We start from the raw sequence: 17598 nt of genomic DNA on the forward strand, positions 1-17598 counted from the left end.
TGTGCGTCGTGCGGTGTCGATTGTTCGCGGTGGCCGGCGGCCACCGGCGGACCGCTGCGCCACGGTGGTGGCGTGGGTCCGCCAGACCGGCCCCGAGCAGCCCGCATGACGGAAGGTACGAGGCCGGACACCCCCTGCGATACATGTATATAGGCCAGCCACTCGATGTGATGGCTGAAAATCGACCATTGACGGTTCTGTGTGCGGATCGGTGCCCGGTACCGCGAGGGGCGGTTCCGGCCAATCTCACGGGCGGGCCTTCTCGCTCCCGGCCGACGCGGGGACCCGTCCCGGCCACTTCCCGCCCCCGCGCGGCAGGAGGAACGGGGTCGCCAGGAGAAGCAGGCCGGCGACGCCGATCGCGGCGCGGGCGCCGGTGACCGAGGCCAGGACCCCGAAGAGGGCCGTCAGCGCGGCGGTCGCGCCGCTGCCGGTGATCTTCCAGGCCACCAGGACGCGCCCGACCCGCTCGGCCGGAACCCGCTGGAGGCGCTCGGTCGCGAACAGCGGGTTGAACACGCCGATGCACGTGATCAGGACCAGTTCGACGGCGACGACCAGGACCATGCCGGCGGTCCCGGGAACGACGAAGAACAGGCCGACGGGCCACAGGGCGCGCAGGACCCCGGAGGTGGTCAGGACGCGCCGGCGCCCGTAGCGGGCCTCCAGCCGCGGGGCGAGGCGGGCGCCGATGAACCCGCCGGTGCAGGCCAGGCCGAACACGAGTCCGTACTGCCACGCCGACCAGCCCAGGTCGTGCAGCAGCAGAACGGCCAGCAGCGGTTCCGTGGCCATGATCAGTGCGTTGACGGCCACGGTGTTCCAGAACAGCGGGCGCAGCCGCCGGTCTTCGTGGATGAACTTCCAGCCCTTGACCAGGTCCGAAGCCCGGAACCGCGCGGGCTCGGCCCGCTCGGGGGCGGCCTCCTTCTCCCGGATCGCGCCGATCCCGAGCGCGGACAGCAGGAAGCCGGCGGCGTTGGCGAGCACGGTGACCGCAGGGCCCAGCAGGCTGATGGCCGCCCCGCCCAGGGTCGGGCCGACGGCCGTGGCGGTCCAGGCGGTCGACTCGAAGCGGCCGTTGGCCACCAGCAGCTGGTCCGGGCGCACGAGCTGCTTGAGGTAGGCGCCGCCGGCGGCGGCGAACGCGATGTTCGCCGCCGCGCTGACCACGGCGACGACCAGCAGCTGGGTGTAGGTCAGCCGGCCGGCGAAGTACGCCGCCGGGACCGTCAGCAGGGCGCCGAACCGCACCAGGTCGGCGGCGATCATGACGGGCTTCTTCCGCCGGACCTCGACCCACGGGCCGAGCGGGAGCGCGAGGAGCGAGCCGACCGCCAGAGCCGCGGCGGGAAGCGCCGACACCGCGGCCGGGCCGACGTGCAGCACCTGGATCGCGATCAGGGGGAACGCGCCGAACCCCAGGAAGGTGCCGGCCGTGGAGGCGGCGAACGCCGACCACAACCAGCCGAACGACCGTCCGAGATCTTGCCGTGCCACGAAGATCCTTATACGTCGTCCCAGGCCATCGCGCTCATCCGCCAGCCGGCGGGCGTGCGGACGAACTGCGTGGTTTTGCGGCCGGAGCCCTCGAACCACTCGCCGTCGAGGAAGCCGGACTTACCGTACTCGCTGAACCGGTGGGCGACCGTGCCGAAGACCTCGGTCCGCTCGGAGACCTCCCACTCGGAGAACTCGGTCAGCGTCCCGTCCGTGAGGATCTTCTCCCGGGGCTCGACGAACGCGTCGAGGTCGTAGACCACGGGCTCGCCGCCGACGTTCTTGATGATCGTTCCCTGCGGAATGAACACCTCGCGGACGGCTTCGAGGTTCGGCCGGCCGCCGCCGGTGTTGGCGAACGCGCCGAGGAAGGTGCGCATGAGCCGGTCGAGCTCGGCCTTGGCGACCCGGTGCGCCGCTTCCGCCGGCACCTCGCCCGTCGCCGCGTCCGCCTTCTCGTCCGCCTTCTCGTCCGTCTTGGCGTCCGTCTTGGCGTCCGCCGCGGGTGACCACTCCTCGGACAGGACCGACCAGATCTCGGTGTCGTGCCGTACGCCCCGGTACGAGGTCCGCTGTCGCAGCACACCGTCACGGGTCATCCCGAGCCTGCGCGCGGCCTCGACGCTGCGGGTGTTGCCCGACGAGACCCACCATTCGACCCGGCTCATCCCGCGTTCCCCGAAGGCCCAGCCGATCAGCTCCCGGCACGCCCGGGTCACCAGCCCCCGGCCCTCGCCCGCGGCCTCCAGCCAGCAGCCGATCTCGCACACCCCGGCGGCGGCGTCGAACTGCGTGAACATCACGCCGCCGACCAGCGTGCCGTCCAGCCAGATCCCGTAGATCCGGGCGCCGTCCGCGGCCTGCCGGTCGGCGTACCGCTGGAGTACGGCGGTGGCGGACGGGAGGTCGGTGCTGAACGTCGCCCACGGTATCCAGGGGTCCACGGAGGGCCGGGCGCGGTCCATGTGGGCGAGGAACTCCCGCGCGTGCGAGGGCTCCAGGGGGCGGAGGCGGGCGTTTTCGCCGATCGGCAGTGTGAACACGGATACCTCGATCCTCAGTGCGTAACAAGCGTTCGGTATGTAAGGTAGCAGCATGCCACCCCCCGCACCCGGAGATCGTGAAGCCCGCCGCGAGGACGTGTCCCAGGCGGTCTGGCACGTACTCGCCGACAAGGGCTTCGGCGGCCTGACCCTGCGCGCCGTCGCCGCCGCGATGAACGTCTCGACCGGGATGCTCATGCACTACTTCCCGACCAAGCGGGCCCTGATCGCGCACGCCCTGGACCTGCTGGAGAAGCGCACCGCGCAACGCCCCCGTCGCGCCCGCCCCACCGAGGGCCTGGCCGCCGTACGGGCCGTGCTGCTGGACATCCTGCCGCTGACCCCGGACGACACCGCCCGCAACCGCATCTGGGTCAGCTCCTGGGACCTGGCCCTGGCCGATGACGGCCTGGCCGCCGACCAGGCCGACCGCTACACCCGGATGCGCTCGGCGATCCGCCCGCACTTCGAAGCCGCGCTCGGCCTGGGCGAGCTCCCCGAGACCGCCGATCCCGAACAACTCGCCGCCACCGCCGTCGCGTTCACCCACGGACTCGTGGTCCAGGCCCTCTTCGACCCCGGCCGCTTCCCCGAGGACGTACAGACCGCCATGGTCGACGGGTTCCTCGCCTCGACGCGGACGCCGCTGCGCTGACCGCTGCGCTGACGCGGCCGGCCCCGGACCCGAGGTCGGGGGGTCCTGGTCAGCGCCGGTGCGCCGCTACGCCCCGCCGGGCGAGCTCAGTTCACCCGTCCGCGCCACGCCCCCGTACCAGCGCGCGCTCGACTTGGGCGTGCGCTCCAGCGTCGCGAAGTCGACGTGGACGGCCCCGAACCGCTTCGCGTACCCGTACGACCACTCGAAGTTGTCGAGCAGCGACCAGAGGAAGTAGCCGTGTACGTCCACCCCCGCGCCGATCGCCCGGTGCACGGCGTCCAGGTGCGCGTGGACGTACGCGGCGCGCTCCGGATCGTGGACCGTGCCGTCCGGACCGACCTCGTCCTCGTACGCCGCCCCGTTCTCGCTGATGACGAGCGGCAGGCCGGGATACCGGGCCGCGGTCCGGGTCAGCAGCTCGTACAGCGAGTCCGGGGCGACCGGCCAGCCCATCGCCGTGCGCGCGCCCGCCGCGCGGTGGAAGGCGACGTCGTCGGCGCCCGGCCAGGGGGAGTGCTCGCTGCTTCCGTGCCCGTCGTCCCGCGGCCGCTCCGTGCCCGCCGCGACGTGTGAAACGACCGTCGGCGTGTAGTAGTTGACGGCGAGCAGGTCCAGGGGCTGGCGGATCGCGGCGGTGTCGCCGTCCCGGACGAAGGACCAGTCGGTCAGGTGCGCCGTGTCCGCGAACAGGTCCCGCGGGTAGGCGCCCTCCAGCATCGGGCCCAGCCAGATCCGGTTGCCGACGGCGTCGATCCGCCGGGCCGCCTCCCGGTCCTCGGGCGAAGGGGTCAGGGGGCGGACCTCGTGGAGGTTGAGGGAGACCGCCAGCTGGCCGCCCCCCGGCAGCGCGGCCCGCAGGGCCTGCGCGGCGAGGCCGTGACCGAGGTTGAGGTGGTGCGCCGCGCGCAGGGCGGCGACCGGGTCGGTGCGGCCCGGGGCGTGGACCCCGGAGCCGTAGCCGAGGAACGCGCTGCACCAGGGCTCGTTGAGCGTGGTCCAGCGCCGCACCCGGTCTCCGAGGGCGTCCGCGACGAGGCCCGCGTACTCGGCGAACCGCTCCGCGGTCGAACGCTCCGGCCAGCCGCCCGCGTCCTCCAACTCCTGCGGCAGGTCCCAGTGGTAGAGGGTGAGGGCGGGTTCGATGCCGGCGGCGAGCAGTTCGTCGACGAGCCGGCGGTAGAAGTCCAGGCCCCGTTGGACGACAGGGCCCCGGCCGGTCGGCTGGACGCGGGACCAGGAGACGGAGAACCGGTAGGCATTGAGGCCGAGTTCGGACATCAGTCGGACGTCTTCGCGGAACCGGTGGTAGTGGTCCACCGCCACGTCACCGGTATGGCCTTCGAAGACCTTGCCGGGGGTGTGCGAGAAGGTGTCCCAGATGGAGGGGGTCCGGCCGTCCTCCCGCGCGGCTCCCTCGATCTGGTACGCGGCGGTGGCCGCGCCCCACAGGAAGTCGGACGGGAAGGTACGGACGGCGGCGAGTGGCCGGGTCTCGGACGCGGTCATATGAGAGCGCTCCCAACGCGAGTGCGGATGATGGTGCGGTACGGATGATGGTGCGGTACGGATGGTGGTGCGGTACGGATGGTGGTGCGGTACGGACGGGGGACGAGCGGGCCGGTCAGTTCTTGACGGCGCCGGCGGTGATGCCGCCCACGATGTGCTTGCCGAGGACGGCGAAGACCAGGAGCAGCGGCAGCGTGGAGATGAGCGCGCCGGTGAGCACGACGGCCTGGTCGACGGTGCCTGGGCAGTCTGCGGCTCGTGCAGATCGGCGGTGCGTCCTTGAGCCGGGCGACCGCCGAACGGGTGGGCCCCGCACTGGGTTCGGGCCTGCAGCGGGTCTTCGCCATGGCCGAGGGGCCGCTCATCCTCACCCGGCCCGACGATCCGGCCGGGACCGTCCTGGGCACGCAGGGCCGCCCGCTCTCGGTCGACGAGGAGGTGCGCATCGTCGACGCCGACGGCAAGGACCTGCCCGAGGGGGAGCCCGGCGAACTCCTCGTCCGCGGTCCGCACACCCCGCGCGGCTACTACCGGGCGCCCGCCCGCGACGCCCGCGCCTTCACCGCCGACGGCTACTTCCGCACGGGCCGCCTCGCGCGCCGCACCCCGGACGGCGACCTGCTGGTGACCGGCCGCGTCGCGGACGCCCCCGGGGTCGGCTGAGCACGAGGATCCGACGGGGGGCAGTCCGTCGACCCGCCGTCGAGCGGGGAAACCGTTCGTGCGGTCCGACAGTACGTACCGTCGGACCACGAGTCCGCCCGGGCCCGCACGGCGTCACCCCGCACGGCGTCACCCCGCACGTGCGGCCGTACGCGGTCCACCCCGTGTTCCGCCCACCGACCGAGCGGAGAACCGCAGATGGCACACCCCGCCCTCGCCCTCAAGCCCGGCACGGCCTGGCTCGATGCCTGGCAGCGCGCCCTGGCCGTGGCCCCCGAGGCCTTCCAGGAGGACCGCGTCCTGAACCTCTGGGGCGGCTCCTGGCATTCCGACGGCCGCGCGCTGCCCGCAACCAGCCCCGTCGACGGCAGCTCCGTCGCGGGCCCGCCGCGCCTGGACTCCTCCGTGGCCACCCGGGCCGTGCGGGCGAGCCTCGACCAGCACCGCGCCTGGCGCCACGTACCGCTCCCCGAACGCCGCGCGCGCGTCAGCGCGGCCCTGGACACCCTGACCGAACACCGCGAGCTGCTCTCCCTGTTCCTCGTCTGGGAGATCGGCAAGCCCTGGCGCCTGGCCCGGGCCGATGTGGACCGGGCCATCGAGGGCGTGCGCTGGTACGCGGAGCACATCGAGGCGATGCTGGCGGGCCGGACACCGCTCGGGGGTCCCGTCTCCAACATCGCCAGCTGGAACTACCCCATGTCGGTGCTGGTGCACGCGATGCTCGTGCAGGCACTCGCGGGCAACGCCGTCATCGCCAAGACCCCCACCGACGGCGGTCTCGCCTGCCTCACCCTGGCCTGCGCGCTGATCCACCGCGAGGGCATCCCGGTGACCTTGATCAGCGGCAGCGGCGGCGAGCTCTCCGAGGCCCTGGTCCGCTCGCCCGAGATCGGCTGCGTCTCCTTCGTCGGCGGCCGGGACGCCGGTGCCCGCATCGCGACCGCCGTCACCGACCTGGGCAAGCGCCACATCCTCGAACAAGAGGGACTCAACACGTGGGGCATCTGGGAGCACACGGACTGGGCGGCCCTGGGAGCGGTCATCCCCAAGCTCTTCGACTACGGGAAGCAGCGCTGCACCGCCTACCCCCGCTTCGTTGTCCAGCGCACCGCCTTCGACGCCTTCCTCGGCGCGTACCTGCCGGCCGTCGCGTCCGTCCGTACGGGGCATCCGCTCGCGGTCGCCCACCCGGACGACCCGCTGCCCGAGCTGGACTTCGGCCCCCTCATCAACGCGGCCAAGGCGAAGGAGCTCACCGACCACGCTGCCGAGGCCGTCGAGCGGGGCGCCGTGCCGCTCTACCGCGGGTCCCTGGACCCCGGCCGCTTCCTGCCCGGCCAGGACACCTCGGCGTACGTGGCCCCGCTCGCGCTCCTCAGCCCGCCGGCCTCCTCGCCGCTCTACCACGCGGAGCCCTTCGGCCCCGTCGACAGCATCGTCCTCGTCGACACCGAGGCCGAGCTCCTGGCCGCGATGAACGCCTCCAACGGAGCCCTGGTCGCCACGCTCTCCACGGACGATCCGACCACCTTCGACCGGCTCGCACCGCAGATCCGCGCCTTCAAGATCGGGCACGGCAAGCCGCGTTCGCGGGGCGACCGGGAAGAGCTGTTCGGCGGCTTCGGCGCGTCCTGGCGCGGCGCCTTCGTCGGCGGGGAACTCCTCGTCCACGCCGTGACCGACGGCCCCGAGAGCGAACGCCTGCCGGGCAACTTCCCGCAGTACCAACTGATGCCGTAGCGGTTTCCGGCTGCTGCTGCCGCCCCGCTGCCGCCGTCCCGCGTGCCAGGATCGTGCGGCGGGCGCGGGCAGGGTCCGCTGCTGACGGAAGGCGGGAAGTCCTTGAGCGAGGCCGTGGTGCGGGCGAACGAGACGACGGTGCCCATGCTGGCGTGCGCGTCCCCGGAAGAGACCCTGGCGTTCTACCGGGCCCTCGGGTTCGAAGTCACCTACGAACAGACCAGGCCCTACGTGTACCTGGTGGTGGAGTGGAGCGGGTTCGCGCTGCACTTCACCAAGCCGGCCTCGGGCGCGGACCCGGCGAACGAGGACGTCGGCGGCTGCCTCGTCCTGGTGGACGCGGTGGCGCCCTACCACGCGGCCTTCACCGAGGCCATGCGCCGGGCCTACGGCAAGGTGCTGTCGTCCGGGCGGCCGCGCATCACGCGCCACCGGCCCGGGGCGTCCCGCTTCACGCTGGTCGACCCGTCCGGCAACTCGGTCATCTTCATCCAGCGCGACGAGCCGGAGGAACTGGAGTACGGCGGTTCGAAGAAGCTGACGGGGCTGGCCAAGGCGCTGGACAACGCACGCGTCCTGCGCGAGTTCAAGGGCGACGACCGGGCCGCGTTCCGCGCGGTCACCTCGGGCCTTCGCCGCCACGGGGCGGACGCCGCCGGGGTGGAGCGGGCGCTGGCCCTGGCCACGCTGATGGAACTGGCCACCGCCCTGGACGAGGTGGAGCGGATCGAGGAGTGGGCGGCTGAGCTGCGGGCCATCGAGCTCACGGACGCCGAGCGCAGCCGGGTGGAGGGCGAGCTGGGGCAGGTGGCGGCCCTGGAACGGTGGCGGTCCGAGCCCCCGTCCGCGGCCCGGTCCGCGGCCCCGGACGATGAGGTCGGGCCGGGCACGCCTCCCGCGCCGGACTCCGACTGACCGGGGCCCCGACCGACGGGCACCCCGGATCCCGGGGCCGGGGCGCGCCGCTTCGGCGACGGGCCCCGGGCGACGGGCCCCGGGCCCCGGGCCCCGGGCCTCAGCGCGCCGGCCGGCCGGCGGTGACCAGCCACGAGGAACTGCGCAGCAGGACGGAGCCGTTCCTCTCGTGCGGGCGCAGCGCGTCGGTGAGGGTCCGGCGGGCCAGCCGCTGCTCCTCGGGCCCGACCTGGTCGAGCAGGTGCCGGCCGGGGCCGGAGCCCAGCAGGAACCCGGCCGCGTCCTCGGCGTCGCGTCCCCACACCCCGTCCGCGTGGACGCGTACCGCCCGGGCCGCCTCGAAACCGGCGGCGGACAGGACCCGCAGGGTGCGCTCGGGATCGGCGAGCGAGAACATCCCGGGGGACCCCGGGGCGCCGAACTCGCCGACGGGCAGGATGCCGCGCAGCGCGGCGAGGGCCTGGAGCCACTCGTTGCCGTCGGCTTCCGCCGGACAGACGAAGACCAGGCGTCCGCCCGGGCGCAGCGCGCCCGCGATGTTGGCGAAGGCGGCCACCGGGTCGGCGAAGAACATCACGCCGTACCGGCTGATCGCCACGTCGAAGCCGCCCGGTGCGAACGGATGGCTCTGGGCGTCGCCCTGGGTGAAGGACACGTTGGCCGGCCCCTCGTCGCGGGCGCTCCCGCGGGCGCGCTCCAGCAGGGGGGCGGACAGGTCCAGGCCGGTGGCCCGCCCTTCGGCGGCCCGGCGGCCGGCCAGGCGCGTCGTGCGGCCGGCTCCGCAGCCGACGTCCAGTACGTGCTCGTGCGTGCCGATGGCGGCGGCGTCGAGCAGGGGTCCGTTGAAGCCGTCGTTGACGGCGTCCCAGCGGTCCTGGTTCAGGGCCCACTGCGTGCCCTCGTATCCGTTCCACGCCCGCGCCTGTTCGGTGTTGGCCATGTGTTCCACCGGGTTCCTCCGCACTTAGAATGGGCAAGTGCCCAAAGAGTATGGGCATGCGCCCATACTGGCAATCGGTCACCGGTCACCGGTCACCGGCAATCGGCATCGGAATTTCGGAGAGAGGTCTTATGTCACCGCGTGGAGTGGCTATTCCCGACCTGCGCGAACGGCTGTTCGCGGCCGCGGAACGGGTCGTCGCCCGCGACGGCGCGGCCGCCCTGACCAGCCGGGCGGTCACGGCCGAGGCCGAGTGCGCCAAGGGGGTGCTGCACACCCACTTCTCCGGCATCGACGAGTTCGTCGCGGAGCTGGTCCTGGACCGGTTCGCGCGCAGCGCGCGCTTCGCCGAAGAGCTGGCCTCCAAGGCGGGGCGCGGCACCGTCGAGGGGAACCTCGCCGAGGTGGCGCTCGCCCTGCTGAACTCCCTGGACCCCGCGATCGCCGGCCTGGCCATGACCCGCCCCGGAGCCTCGCTCCACACCCGGCGGGCGCTGGAGTCCGGCTCGCCGGGGTTCGCCGCCATGCAGGAATCGGTCACCGCCTACCTGGAGGCGGAGCGGCTGGGGGGCCGGATCGCACCGGACGCCGACGCCGCCACCCTCTCCCTCGCACTCATCGGCACCGTCCACCACCTGCTGCTGACGGGAGGCCCCGGACCCGCGCAGCACGCGGAGACCGCGCAGCCCGCCGGCGAGACGATCCGCCGCCTGACGGCCGTCCTGCTGGGAGGGGCCCGGCACGATCCGAAGGAGACGGCCTGAGTCGGAGCCCGCACCCTCGTGCGTGCGAGGTTTCGCGATCGGCTCCCGCCCCCGACCATGGCGCTGGGCGTCGTCCGGCCGGGCGGGGTCCGTGTGAACGGGGAGGGGAAGACATGCTGCGGTATGTGCGCAGACTGCGGGCCGTGGTGCTGATGTGCGTGGCGGGGCTCGTACTGGCGGGAGCGCCCGTCGCGGCCGCCGGTACGGCGGCCGGGGGCGGGGCCGCCGCGACCGCGGCGAAGCCGCCGTTCCAACTGCCCTTCCCGTGCGGCACGACATGGGAGATGCACACCTGGGCCCACAACCCCGCGCTGGACATCGTGGTGGAGGGCAACACCGGATCCGACGGCCTGCCCGTCCTGGCGTCCGCCGCCGGCACGGTGTCCGCCACCTACTGGAACAACGGCTCGGGCAACACCATTCAGATCAGCCACGGCAACGGCTGGTTCACGGCGTACTACCACCTGAAGGACGACCCGGCGGCCTACGTCAAGAAGGGCGACGCCGTCCAGCCGTCCACCCGGATCGGCCGGATCGGCACCTCGGGGGCCTCGGGCTGGGCCCACCTGCACTACGAGCAGCGGTACTTGGCCACCGGCGGCGACTTCACCGACGAGAGCCACCGGGTGCCCGTCCACTTCGACGGCGTCGAATACACCGGTGCCTCGAAGGACTGGATGAGCGTCACCAGCCGCAACTGCACCGGTACGCCGCCCGCTTGGCAGGACTGCCCGTCCGGATACGTCTGCTTCTACTCGGGCACCGACGGGACCGGCACCGTCTGCCGCTCCGCCGGGAACGAACCGAACAGCACCTGCGGGCTGCGCAAGTCCTTCTTCAACAACGGTACGGCCGACCCGGGTTACGACCACGTACAGGTCGCCTTCCGGGAGGGCGGCGGCGCCTGCCTGCACTTCGGCCCGCAGGAGGGACGCGGGAACCTGCCCGCCGGAGGCCGGACGATCCAGAGCTTCCGGTGGCGCGGCGAGTGCTGAGCACGGGCCGCCGTTACAGGACTGATTGATTCCGCTGGCTAACCTTCCCCCGGCACTCTGGGGGAAGGAAACAGCGTGTACAGCATCATCGTGGTTCCGGGGCCCACCATGTCCCCGGCCGCACAGATCCGCCTGGCACCGGGGCAGACCCTCCGGTTCGGCCGCGGCGGCGAGGGCGACGGCTGCCTGCGCCTACCGCACGCCGGCATCTCGCGCTCGGCGGGGGAGATCGCCGCCAGCGGCACGCACTGGTCGCTCAGCAACCTCAGCCGCTCGTCGACCTACGTGGTGGAGAACCCCGAGGGCGCCGGCGAACACATCAAGATCGCACCCGGGCGGCTCGCCGCACCCGTCCCGTTCGAGTTCGCCCGGATCGTCCTGCCGGCCGGATCCGAGCTCCTCACCCTGGACGTCTGGGCACCGCGCCACGACTACGCCGACCGGAACGAGCCCGGCGACCCCGGCGGGGACCCGACCGTACTCGCCTTCCCGCTCGACCGCTCCAGCCGGTACTTCCTGGTCCTCACCGCGCTCTGCGAGTCCCGGCTGCGCGGCGAACCGCACGCGCCGCTGCCCACCGTCGAGCAGGTCGTCGAACGGCTGAAGCCGCACTGGACGGCCGCGAACCGCGCCGCCGTCCAGTGGAACATCGACTACCTCGCGGTCAAGCTCCGCCTCAAGCCGGGCCCGGACACGGCGGATCCGGGACCGCGACTGGTCGGCAAGAAGGAGACCCTCGTCTCGCTGGCCCTGCGCTTCGACCTCGTCGGCGAGGACGATCTGGCGGCCCTGCCGACCCCCGCGACCGGTGGCGGGCGTTGACCGGGCGGGCGGGCCGACCGGGCGCCCTCGCGGTCCCGCGGGGCTACCGGGTCGGCCCCTGGGTCGCCGGCCGCCTCCTGGGATCCGGCGCCTTCGGCAGCGTGTACGCGGCCCTGCGCGCCGTACCCGAACCGGGACTGCCCGGCCGGGCAGCGCTCAAGGTCCTACCGACGGGCACCTCGACCCCGCGCCAGCTGCGCCACCTGGGAGAGCTCGCCGCGCGCGAGACCGAGGTGCTGCGCCGGGTGCGGACGCCCCGCCTGATCCGGATGTACGAGGTGCTCACGGTCGACGATCCGGACCGCCCCGAACTCGACGGCGCCACCGTCCTGGTCCTGGAGGAGGCCGCGGGGTCCCTCGACACCCTGCTCGCCGGCGGCGTGCCGCCCGCGGGGCCCGTGCTCCTCGCCCAGGTCTGCGAGGGACTCGACCAACTGCACCGGGCGGGCTGGGTGCACGGAGACCTCAAGCCCGGGAACGTGCTCCTGATGCCCGACGGCTCGGCGCGGCTCGGCGACTTCAACATGGCGGCGGAGCTGGAGGGCACCCACGCGTACGCGGCGGCCTTCGCGACACCCGACTACACCCCGCCGGACCTGCTCTGGTCGGAGGTCGGCGAACGCGGGACGAAGATCCGTCCGACGGCCGACATCTGGGCCTTCGGCGTCCTGGCCCACGTCGTCCTCACCGGCACGCTGCCGCTGCCCGGCGGTACGCCGGCGGCCCGCCGGGACGCCGCGCTGCGCTACGCCAGGGGCGAGGAGGAGCTGCGCCTCTCGCCCGAACTGCCCGCACCCTGGCGGGACATCGTCCACGACTGCCTGGCCCGGAGGCACGAGGACCGGGTCCGGCACACCGCGGCGTCACTGCTGTGCCGGGCGCGGGCGGCGGCGACGGCCCGCGCCGAAGGGACGTACGCGCCACCGGCCCCGCGCGACCCGGTCCCGCAGGGCCCGGTTCCGCAGGACCCGGTTCCGCAGGGCCCGGACGCTCAAGGCCGGGGTCCGCGGAGCCCGCTCCCGCGACGACGGCGCCGCGCCCTGATCGCCGCCGCGGCCGCGGCCGGCGCACTCGCGGGCCTCGGGGTCGTCTGGGGCTCGGGACTGCTGCCCCTCGCGGGCGACGGGACGACGGGCTACGACAGGTGCCGGCGCGGCGCCGTCTGCTTCTTCGCGCGGGAGGACGGCCGGGGCGAGATGTGCTCCTGGGTCGACGGCGACACCGACTGGACCGATGCGCCGGCCCCTTGCCCGTGGGCGGCGAGCGGCGCTCCGCGCTCGGTCTACAACAACGGCTTCGACCTCGCCGAGGGAGCGGCCAAGGTCGACGTCCGCTACTACGGGCAGGCCGGCGAGCGGCAGTTGCTGGGCTGCGTGAAGGTGCGCACCAGGACGAACCTCGGCGGAGGGGAGAGCCCGCGCTCCCACGCCTGGGTCCCGAGCTGCTGACCGCCCTGGCAGCACCTCGCACCCTCGCACCCGCTCACCCTCGCACCCGCTCACCCTCGTTCGTGCGAGGTTCCGCCCGGCCGGCTCCTCCGAGAGCCTTGAGGCACATCACACCGCTCTGACAAGGGGTTTCACGATGCGCGTCAAGCGATCCATCCTCGGCACGGCCGGCGTCTGCGCGATGCTGTGCGCAGCGGCCTTCACCACCGCCCCGGCCCAGGCGGCCGCACCCTCGGAGCAGAGCACGGCTGCGGCCCGCGTCGTCCTGACCGCCCCGGCCGCCCCGGCGGCCGCCGACCGTTCGGCGGCCCTGGCCGCCGCCTCCCCGGGCATCTCGCCGTACGCCCCCAGCGGCCACGTACCGCCGGGCGGCGGCTACGGCTGCGCCAGCGGGAACCTGTGCACCCTCGTCTGGGACCCGACGAGTTCGGACTGGAAGATCTTCTACCTGGACGCCTGTCACCGCTACTCGGTGTCGAACTGGAACGGCGGCGGGTTCTACTTCGACAACCAGACCGGCGGGGTCTGGTCCTTCTTCTACGGCAGCGGGGGCGGGGAGCTGAAGCGGTTCCAGCCCGGAGGCGGCCAGCTCGCCTATGACTGGACGCCCGCACTCGCGGCAAGGAATGCCTGCCCGCCCCCCACTCTGCCCCTTAACCAACACGAAACCTGCCTCCCGTTCCGTCCGGCCGGCGCCGGCGCCCGCCCGCACACGGGGAGTCTGAGGGCCCCGTACGACCGTTCCTTCCGCGGCATGCGCCGCCCGGGGCGAAAGCCCGGGAAACTTCATCCCGTCGGCGCGCGGCCGCCCCGCCCCGGCCGGGATCGGGCGTGACCCTCACGCCGTCCCGACCTTCCCGGCGCGGGCCGGGGGAGTGCAAGGCATTTCCCCCGCGCCCCGTCGGTATCCGGCCGTTCTCGCCCCCGGGCGGGCACCGGACGTCCGTCCCCGGTGCCCCGCGCGGCCGCGCCCCCCGGTCCGGCACGAAGGCCGGTTCTCGTTACTCCGCTCCCCGGGCTCGGATGTACTCCCTCACTCAACGGTTCCTCCAGGGCGCTTCGCGGCCCCGCTCCGCCATGCCGTGGCGCGGGTCCGCGGCGGGGGACCGCCGTGTTTCGACGACGACGTGAAGGAGCCGCACGTGGCTGAGAAGACGGAACGCACGGCACGGGGAACGGTGCCCGCACCACGCGAACCGGAGGCCGCCGACCCGCCCGAGTTCACCTTCGCCTGGGGCGCGCACAACCGGGCCATGGAGCACCTCTCGCTCCGGGAGATGGCCGCACGGCTGCCCGCCGCGCTCGCCCAGACCGCGCGGATGGCCTGGCGGATCGACCGGGCCTCCGTGGCCTGGCTGCTGGGCGGCCAGATCATCGCCGGGGCCTGTACGGCCGCCACCCTCGCCGGGGTCGCCGACGCCATGGGCCCGCTGCTCGCGGCGGGCGACGCCACGGAGCGCGTCACGGCCGCCGCCTGGCCGCTGGCGATCGCGATGGTGGCGGCCGGGGCCGGGACCACGGCCGAGATCGCCGCCGGCAGCGCGGCCCGCCGGCTCACCCCGCGGCTGAGCACGACGGCCGACCTGGAGATGGTCGACGCCCACATGGACGTGGAGGTCTCCGCCTACGACGAGCCCGGGTTCTCCGACCGCTCGGAGGCCGCCGAGATCGGCGCCGCCCGCTCGTCCATGCTCGTCAAGGACGCCATGGCCTTCACCAACGGCCTGATCAACCTCCTGGCCGTCGCCGGCGTCCTCGCCGTCGTCCACCCCGTGCTGATGCCGCTGCTCCTGCTCTGCGTGGTACCCCGCGGCATGGGCGCCGTCATCGCCGCCCGCCTGGACTACGCCCTGCACAACGAGACGATCGCCTCGCGCAACATCCGGGGCATGATGCGCTGGTACCTCACCACCCACAAGCTCGGCGACGAGCTGCGCTGCAACTCCATGCGCCCCTACGCGCACGCCTGGTACGCCGCCGTCTGCGCCCGGATCGACGCCAAACTCGTCGGTTCCGCCCCGCGCTACCTGCGCGTCTCGCTCCTGGCCGCGGCCCTCGGCGGCCTCTTCCAGGTCGGCACCTGGGCGGCGCTCGCCGCGCTCGTCCTCACCGGATCCATGGCCCTCGCGGCGGCCGGCACCGCCATCGTCGCCATGCGGACCTCGGCCTCCGCCCTGTCCAGCCTCGTCGTGTACGGGGCCGCCATGTTCCAGCACGCCCTCTACCTGGAGGACTATCGCCTCTTCCTGGACCGGGCGCGCGAACTCGGGGCCACCCGGGGCGCCGTGGCGGCCGCGCCGCCACTGCAAGTCAGCCTGGAGGACGCCTCGTACACCTACCCGGGCAAGGAGGTCCCGGCGCTCGGCCCGGTCAGCCTGTCCCTGACGCGGGGCGAGATCGTGGCCGTCGTCGGCGAGAACGGCGCGGGCAAGTCCACCCTCATCCGGCTGCTGACCGGCCTCACCGTGCCGAGCGGCGGGGAGGCGTACTGGGACGGGGTCCCGACCAGGGACCACGACCAGCGGACCCTGTGGACGCACGTCGGGCTGGTCGCCCAGTCCTATGCGCAGTGGCCGTTCGCGGCCCGCGAGAACATCACCCTCGGCCAGCCCGGCGAGCGCGGTGAAGAGGCGGTGTGGGAAGCGCTGGCCGCGGTGGGCCTGGGCGAGGCGGTACGGGAGTACCCGCAGGGCCTCGACACCCTGCTGGCCCGCTCGCTGTGGGGCGGCCACGAGCCCTCCGGCGGCCAGTGGCAACGCCTGGCCTGCGCCCGGGCCTTCCACCGCCGGCCCCGGCTCCTGATCATGGACGAGCCGACCTCGGCCATGGACGCGCGCGGCGAGCACCGGATCTTCACCGGGCTGCGGGAGATGAAGGACGACCGGATCACCATGATCGTCACGCACCGGCTGGAGAACTGCCGGCTGGCCGACCGCATCATCGTCCTGGAGAAGGGCCGGATCACCGAGACCGGCACCTTCGCCGAACTGACCGCCCTCGGCGGCACGTTCGCCGAGCTGTACGGCCTCTCCCAGGACCGCTGACGGCTGACCGAGACCGCCCCCGCGCTCGCGGCCGCTCCCCCCGGAGCGCCGCGGATCGCGGGGGCGGTGCCCGCCGGCCGCGGGCGCGTGCTCAGCGCCCGGCGCTCGGGGACCTCACCGGCGGGACCTCACAGGCGGGACCTCACCGGCGGAACCTCACCGGCGGAACCTCACTGGCCCACCCTGCCGTCGACGCACTCGCGCAGCAGGTCGGCGTGCCCGCAGTGCCGGGCGTACTCCTCGATCCGGTGCACGATCAGCTCCCGCACCGCGATCCGGTCCTTGCCCAGCCGCTCGCCCAGATCCGGGTGCCCGGCGAGCGCGGCGTCGACCTCGGCCTGCTCGCGCGCCAGATCGGCGTACGCGGCGTCGACGACGGCCTGCTCGGCGACGGCCCCCTCGAAGTCGGCGTCCTTCTTGCCGTACAGCTTCGGCAGCGGATCACCGTCGCTGATCCAGTTGCGCCAGTCCCGTTCCACTTCGGCGAGGTGCCGGAGCAGGCCGAGCAGCGACATCGTCGACGGCGGGACCGCCCGGCGGGCCAGCTGCTCCGGATCCAGGCCCTCGCACTTCATCCGCAGGGTGATGCGGTAGTTCGCGAGGAAGTCCAGCAGCGTGGCGAGCTCGCCGTCCGGGCTGTCCTCGTTGTTGCGGGGGTCGTCGGCCGGGTCCGCCCACATGTCGGGGTAGACGGTCGCCTGGGTCCATCGCTCGGGTTGATCACTCATGTGCCCCATGCTCGCCCTCGGGGGACCGGACCCGCCAGTGGATTTCGTCGCGGTGTTCTCCGTTCTCCCCCCGATGGTGAGGGGCGGAACTCGTCACGCCCCCGCCCGGTCTTGTCGCGCAGCCGCCGCTCCCGGTCCGCGGTCCGGGAGCGGCGGCCGTCGTGGTGGTGGTGTCAGCCGATGAGGGAGTCCACCGTGGGCGCGACCGCGCCGAACCGGTCGGCGACCGTGACCAGCGAGGCGGCCTGCAGGGCGGCCGCCGGGACGACGGTGCCGTCGGGGCCGGCCAGCGGGCGGGTGGCGGTGGCCTCGGCGACGACGGTGGGCCGGTAGCCGCGGGTGATGGCACCGTGGGCGGTGAAGACGACGCACATGTGCGTCATGAAGCCGGCCAGCACCAGCTCCGTCCCCGCCCCCAGCTCGCGCAGCACCTTCTCCAGGACGGTGTCGTGGAAGGCGTCGGGGAACTCCTTGACCACGACGGGCTCCCCGTCGACGGGGGCGACCTCCGCGCAGATGGCGCCGATCTCCGCACGGATGTCGTAGGGGGAGTTCCAGCCCGAGTCGTTCACGACGTGGACCACGGGGATCCCGGCGGCGCGGGCGGCGGCGAGCAGCCGGGCACCGGCCGCGAGGGCCTCCCGTACGCCCTCCAGCTCCAGCACCCCGGCGGTGTAGGTGTTCTGGAAATCGATCATGACGAGAGCGGTGTCGGCGAGCCGGGGCAGACCGGAGTCGAGTCCGAAGATCTCGCGCAGCGTCGGCGAAGCGGTGAGCGGAGCGTTCATGGGAAGGGTTCCTTTCGGGAAGGGCAAGCAGGGATGGAGGG

16 protein-coding genes and 1 pseudogene are annotated in these 17598 nt (G+C 73.6%); 10 read left to right on the top strand and 7 right to left on the bottom strand.

Annotated features, from left to right (window positions below):
• Window positions 1-246 precede the first annotated feature (246 nt).
• Window positions 247-1500, bottom strand: coding sequence for an MFS transporter (locus tag DRB89_RS34250; RefSeq protein ID WP_112451545.1), 1254 nt, complete (start codon window positions 1498-1500; stop codon window positions 247-249).
• A gap of 8 nt (window positions 1501-1508) precedes the next feature.
• Window positions 1509-2543, bottom strand: coding sequence for a GNAT family protein (locus tag DRB89_RS34255; RefSeq protein ID WP_112451546.1), 1035 nt, complete (start codon window positions 2541-2543; stop codon window positions 1509-1511).
• A gap of 52 nt (window positions 2544-2595) precedes the next feature.
• On the opposite strand from DRB89_RS34255, the gene DRB89_RS34260 reads away from it, so the two are divergent.
• On the top strand, window positions 2596-3198 hold the full coding sequence (locus DRB89_RS34260) for a TetR/AcrR family transcriptional regulator (protein ID WP_112451547.1): 603 nt from the start codon (window positions 2596-2598) through the stop codon (window positions 3196-3198).
• Window positions 3199-3264: 66 nt separating this feature from the next.
• Here DRB89_RS34260 and DRB89_RS34265 read toward each other — a convergent pair whose 3' ends face one another.
• Together DRB89_RS34265 and DRB89_RS34270 are read right to left on the bottom strand one after the other, a co-directional pair.
• Window positions 3265-4707 carry a GH1 family beta-glucosidase gene (locus DRB89_RS34265; RefSeq protein ID WP_112451548.1) on the bottom strand — a complete coding sequence of 481 codons (1443 nt, stop codon included), beginning with the start codon at window positions 4705-4707 and terminating at the stop codon, window positions 3265-3267.
• A gap of 115 nt (window positions 4708-4822) precedes the next feature.
• A pseudogene (locus tag DRB89_RS34270) lies at window positions 4823-4945 on the bottom strand (carbohydrate ABC transporter permease); the annotation flags it as partial.
• A gap of 20 nt (window positions 4946-4965) precedes the next feature.
• Between DRB89_RS34270 and DRB89_RS34275 the strand changes: the two are divergent.
• The 3 genes from DRB89_RS34275 to DRB89_RS34285 all read left to right on the top strand — a co-directional run bounded on the left by DRB89_RS34275 (window position 4966) and on the right by DRB89_RS34285 (window position 8028).
• A complete protein-coding gene (locus DRB89_RS34275; RefSeq protein WP_343234831.1) occupies window positions 4966-5370 on the top strand; it encodes an AMP-binding protein in 405 nt (134 codons plus the stop codon).
• A gap of 198 nt (window positions 5371-5568) precedes the next feature.
• Window positions 5569-7113, top strand: a complete 1545-nt coding sequence (locus DRB89_RS34280; RefSeq protein WP_112451528.1) for an aldehyde dehydrogenase family protein — start codon at window positions 5569-5571, stop codon at window positions 7111-7113.
• A gap of 102 nt (window positions 7114-7215) precedes the next feature.
• Window positions 7216-8028: a glyoxalase gene (locus tag DRB89_RS34285; RefSeq protein ID WP_204357860.1), complete on the top strand. Its 813-nt coding sequence runs from the start codon at window positions 7216-7218 to the stop codon at window positions 8026-8028.
• 100 nt (window positions 8029-8128) lie between these two features.
• Here the strand turns inward: DRB89_RS34285 and DRB89_RS34290 are convergent, their stop codons facing one another.
• Window positions 8129-8977, bottom strand: coding sequence for a class I SAM-dependent methyltransferase (locus DRB89_RS34290; protein WP_112451527.1), 849 nt, complete (start codon window positions 8975-8977; stop codon window positions 8129-8131).
• Window positions 8978-9099: 122 nt separating this feature from the next.
• Here DRB89_RS34290 and DRB89_RS34295 point away from each other — a divergent pair, with 122 nt between their 5' ends.
• The 6 genes from DRB89_RS34295 to DRB89_RS34315 all read left to right on the top strand — a co-directional run bounded on the left by DRB89_RS34295 (window position 9100) and on the right by DRB89_RS34315 (window position 16041).
• Window positions 9100-9732 carry a TetR family transcriptional regulator gene (locus DRB89_RS34295; protein WP_112451526.1) on the top strand — a complete coding sequence of 211 codons (633 nt, stop codon included), beginning with the start codon at window positions 9100-9102 and terminating at the stop codon, window positions 9730-9732.
• A 113-nt stretch (window positions 9733-9845) separates the two neighbouring features.
• Window positions 9846-10727, top strand: coding sequence for a peptidoglycan DD-metalloendopeptidase family protein (locus DRB89_RS34300; protein WP_112451525.1), 882 nt, complete (start codon window positions 9846-9848; stop codon window positions 10725-10727).
• A gap of 75 nt (window positions 10728-10802) precedes the next feature.
• Window positions 10803-11549 (top strand): FHA domain-containing protein, encoded by a 747-nt coding sequence (locus DRB89_RS43330; RefSeq protein WP_162688842.1) that lies wholly within the window; start codon window positions 10803-10805, stop codon window positions 11547-11549.
• Entirely contained in the window at window positions 11546-12997 is a 1452-nt protein-coding gene (locus tag DRB89_RS34305) for a serine/threonine-protein kinase (protein WP_162688843.1), read from the top strand. The genes DRB89_RS43330 and DRB89_RS34305 overlap by 4 nt, the downstream gene beginning before the upstream one ends.
• A 136-nt stretch (window positions 12998-13133) precedes the next feature.
• Window positions 13134-13832, top strand: coding sequence for a hypothetical protein (locus DRB89_RS34310; protein ID WP_204358166.1), 699 nt, complete (start codon window positions 13134-13136; stop codon window positions 13830-13832).
• A 307-nt stretch (window positions 13833-14139) separates the two neighbouring features.
• Window positions 14140-16041 (top strand): ABC transporter ATP-binding protein, encoded by a 1902-nt coding sequence (locus DRB89_RS34315; RefSeq protein ID WP_239516476.1) that lies wholly within the window; start codon window positions 14140-14142, stop codon window positions 16039-16041.
• A gap of 170 nt (window positions 16042-16211) precedes the next feature.
• Here the strand turns inward: DRB89_RS34315 and DRB89_RS34320 are convergent, their stop codons facing one another.
• Together DRB89_RS34320 and DRB89_RS34325 are read right to left on the bottom strand one after the other, a co-directional pair.
• Window positions 16212-16778 (bottom strand): DinB family protein, encoded by a 567-nt coding sequence (locus DRB89_RS34320; protein ID WP_112449727.1) that lies wholly within the window; start codon window positions 16776-16778, stop codon window positions 16212-16214.
• Between the two features lie 164 nt (window positions 16779-16942).
• Window positions 16943-17557: an isochorismatase family protein gene (locus DRB89_RS34325; protein WP_112449726.1), complete on the bottom strand. Its 615-nt coding sequence runs from the start codon at window positions 17555-17557 to the stop codon at window positions 16943-16945.
• Between the last annotated feature and the right edge of the window lie 41 nt (window positions 17558-17598).

The organism is Streptomyces sp. ICC4 (assembly GCF_003287915.1).
GTDB lineage: Bacteria > Actinomycetota > Actinomycetes > Streptomycetales > Streptomycetaceae > Streptomyces > Streptomyces tritrimontium.

Excerpts from the sequence above, each read along its gene's own strand:
- DRB89_RS34260 (WP_112451547.1), top strand. The coding sequence starts at position 2,596 with ATGCCACCCCCCGCACCCGGAGATCGTGAAGCCCGCCGCGAGGACGTG.
- DRB89_RS34265 (WP_112451548.1), bottom strand. The coding sequence starts at position 4,707 with ATGACCGCGTCCGAGACCCGGCCACTCGCCGCCGTCCGTACCTTCCCG.
- DRB89_RS34280 (WP_112451528.1), top strand. The coding sequence starts at position 5,569 with ATGGCACACCCCGCCCTCGCCCTCAAGCCCGGCACGGCCTGGCTCGAT.
- DRB89_RS34295 (WP_112451526.1), top strand. The coding sequence starts at position 9,100 with ATGTCACCGCGTGGAGTGGCTATTCCCGACCTGCGCGAACGGCTGTTC.
- DRB89_RS34300 (WP_112451525.1), top strand. The coding sequence starts at position 9,846 with ATGCTGCGGTATGTGCGCAGACTGCGGGCCGTGGTGCTGATGTGCGTG.
- DRB89_RS34310 (WP_204358166.1), top strand. The coding sequence starts at position 13,134 with ATGCGCGTCAAGCGATCCATCCTCGGCACGGCCGGCGTCTGCGCGATG.
- DRB89_RS34320 (WP_112449727.1), bottom strand. The coding sequence starts at position 16,778 with ATGGGGCACATGAGTGATCAACCCGAGCGATGGACCCAGGCGACCGTC.
- DRB89_RS34325 (WP_112449726.1), bottom strand. The coding sequence starts at position 17,557 with ATGAACGCTCCGCTCACCGCTTCGCCGACGCTGCGCGAGATCTTCGGA.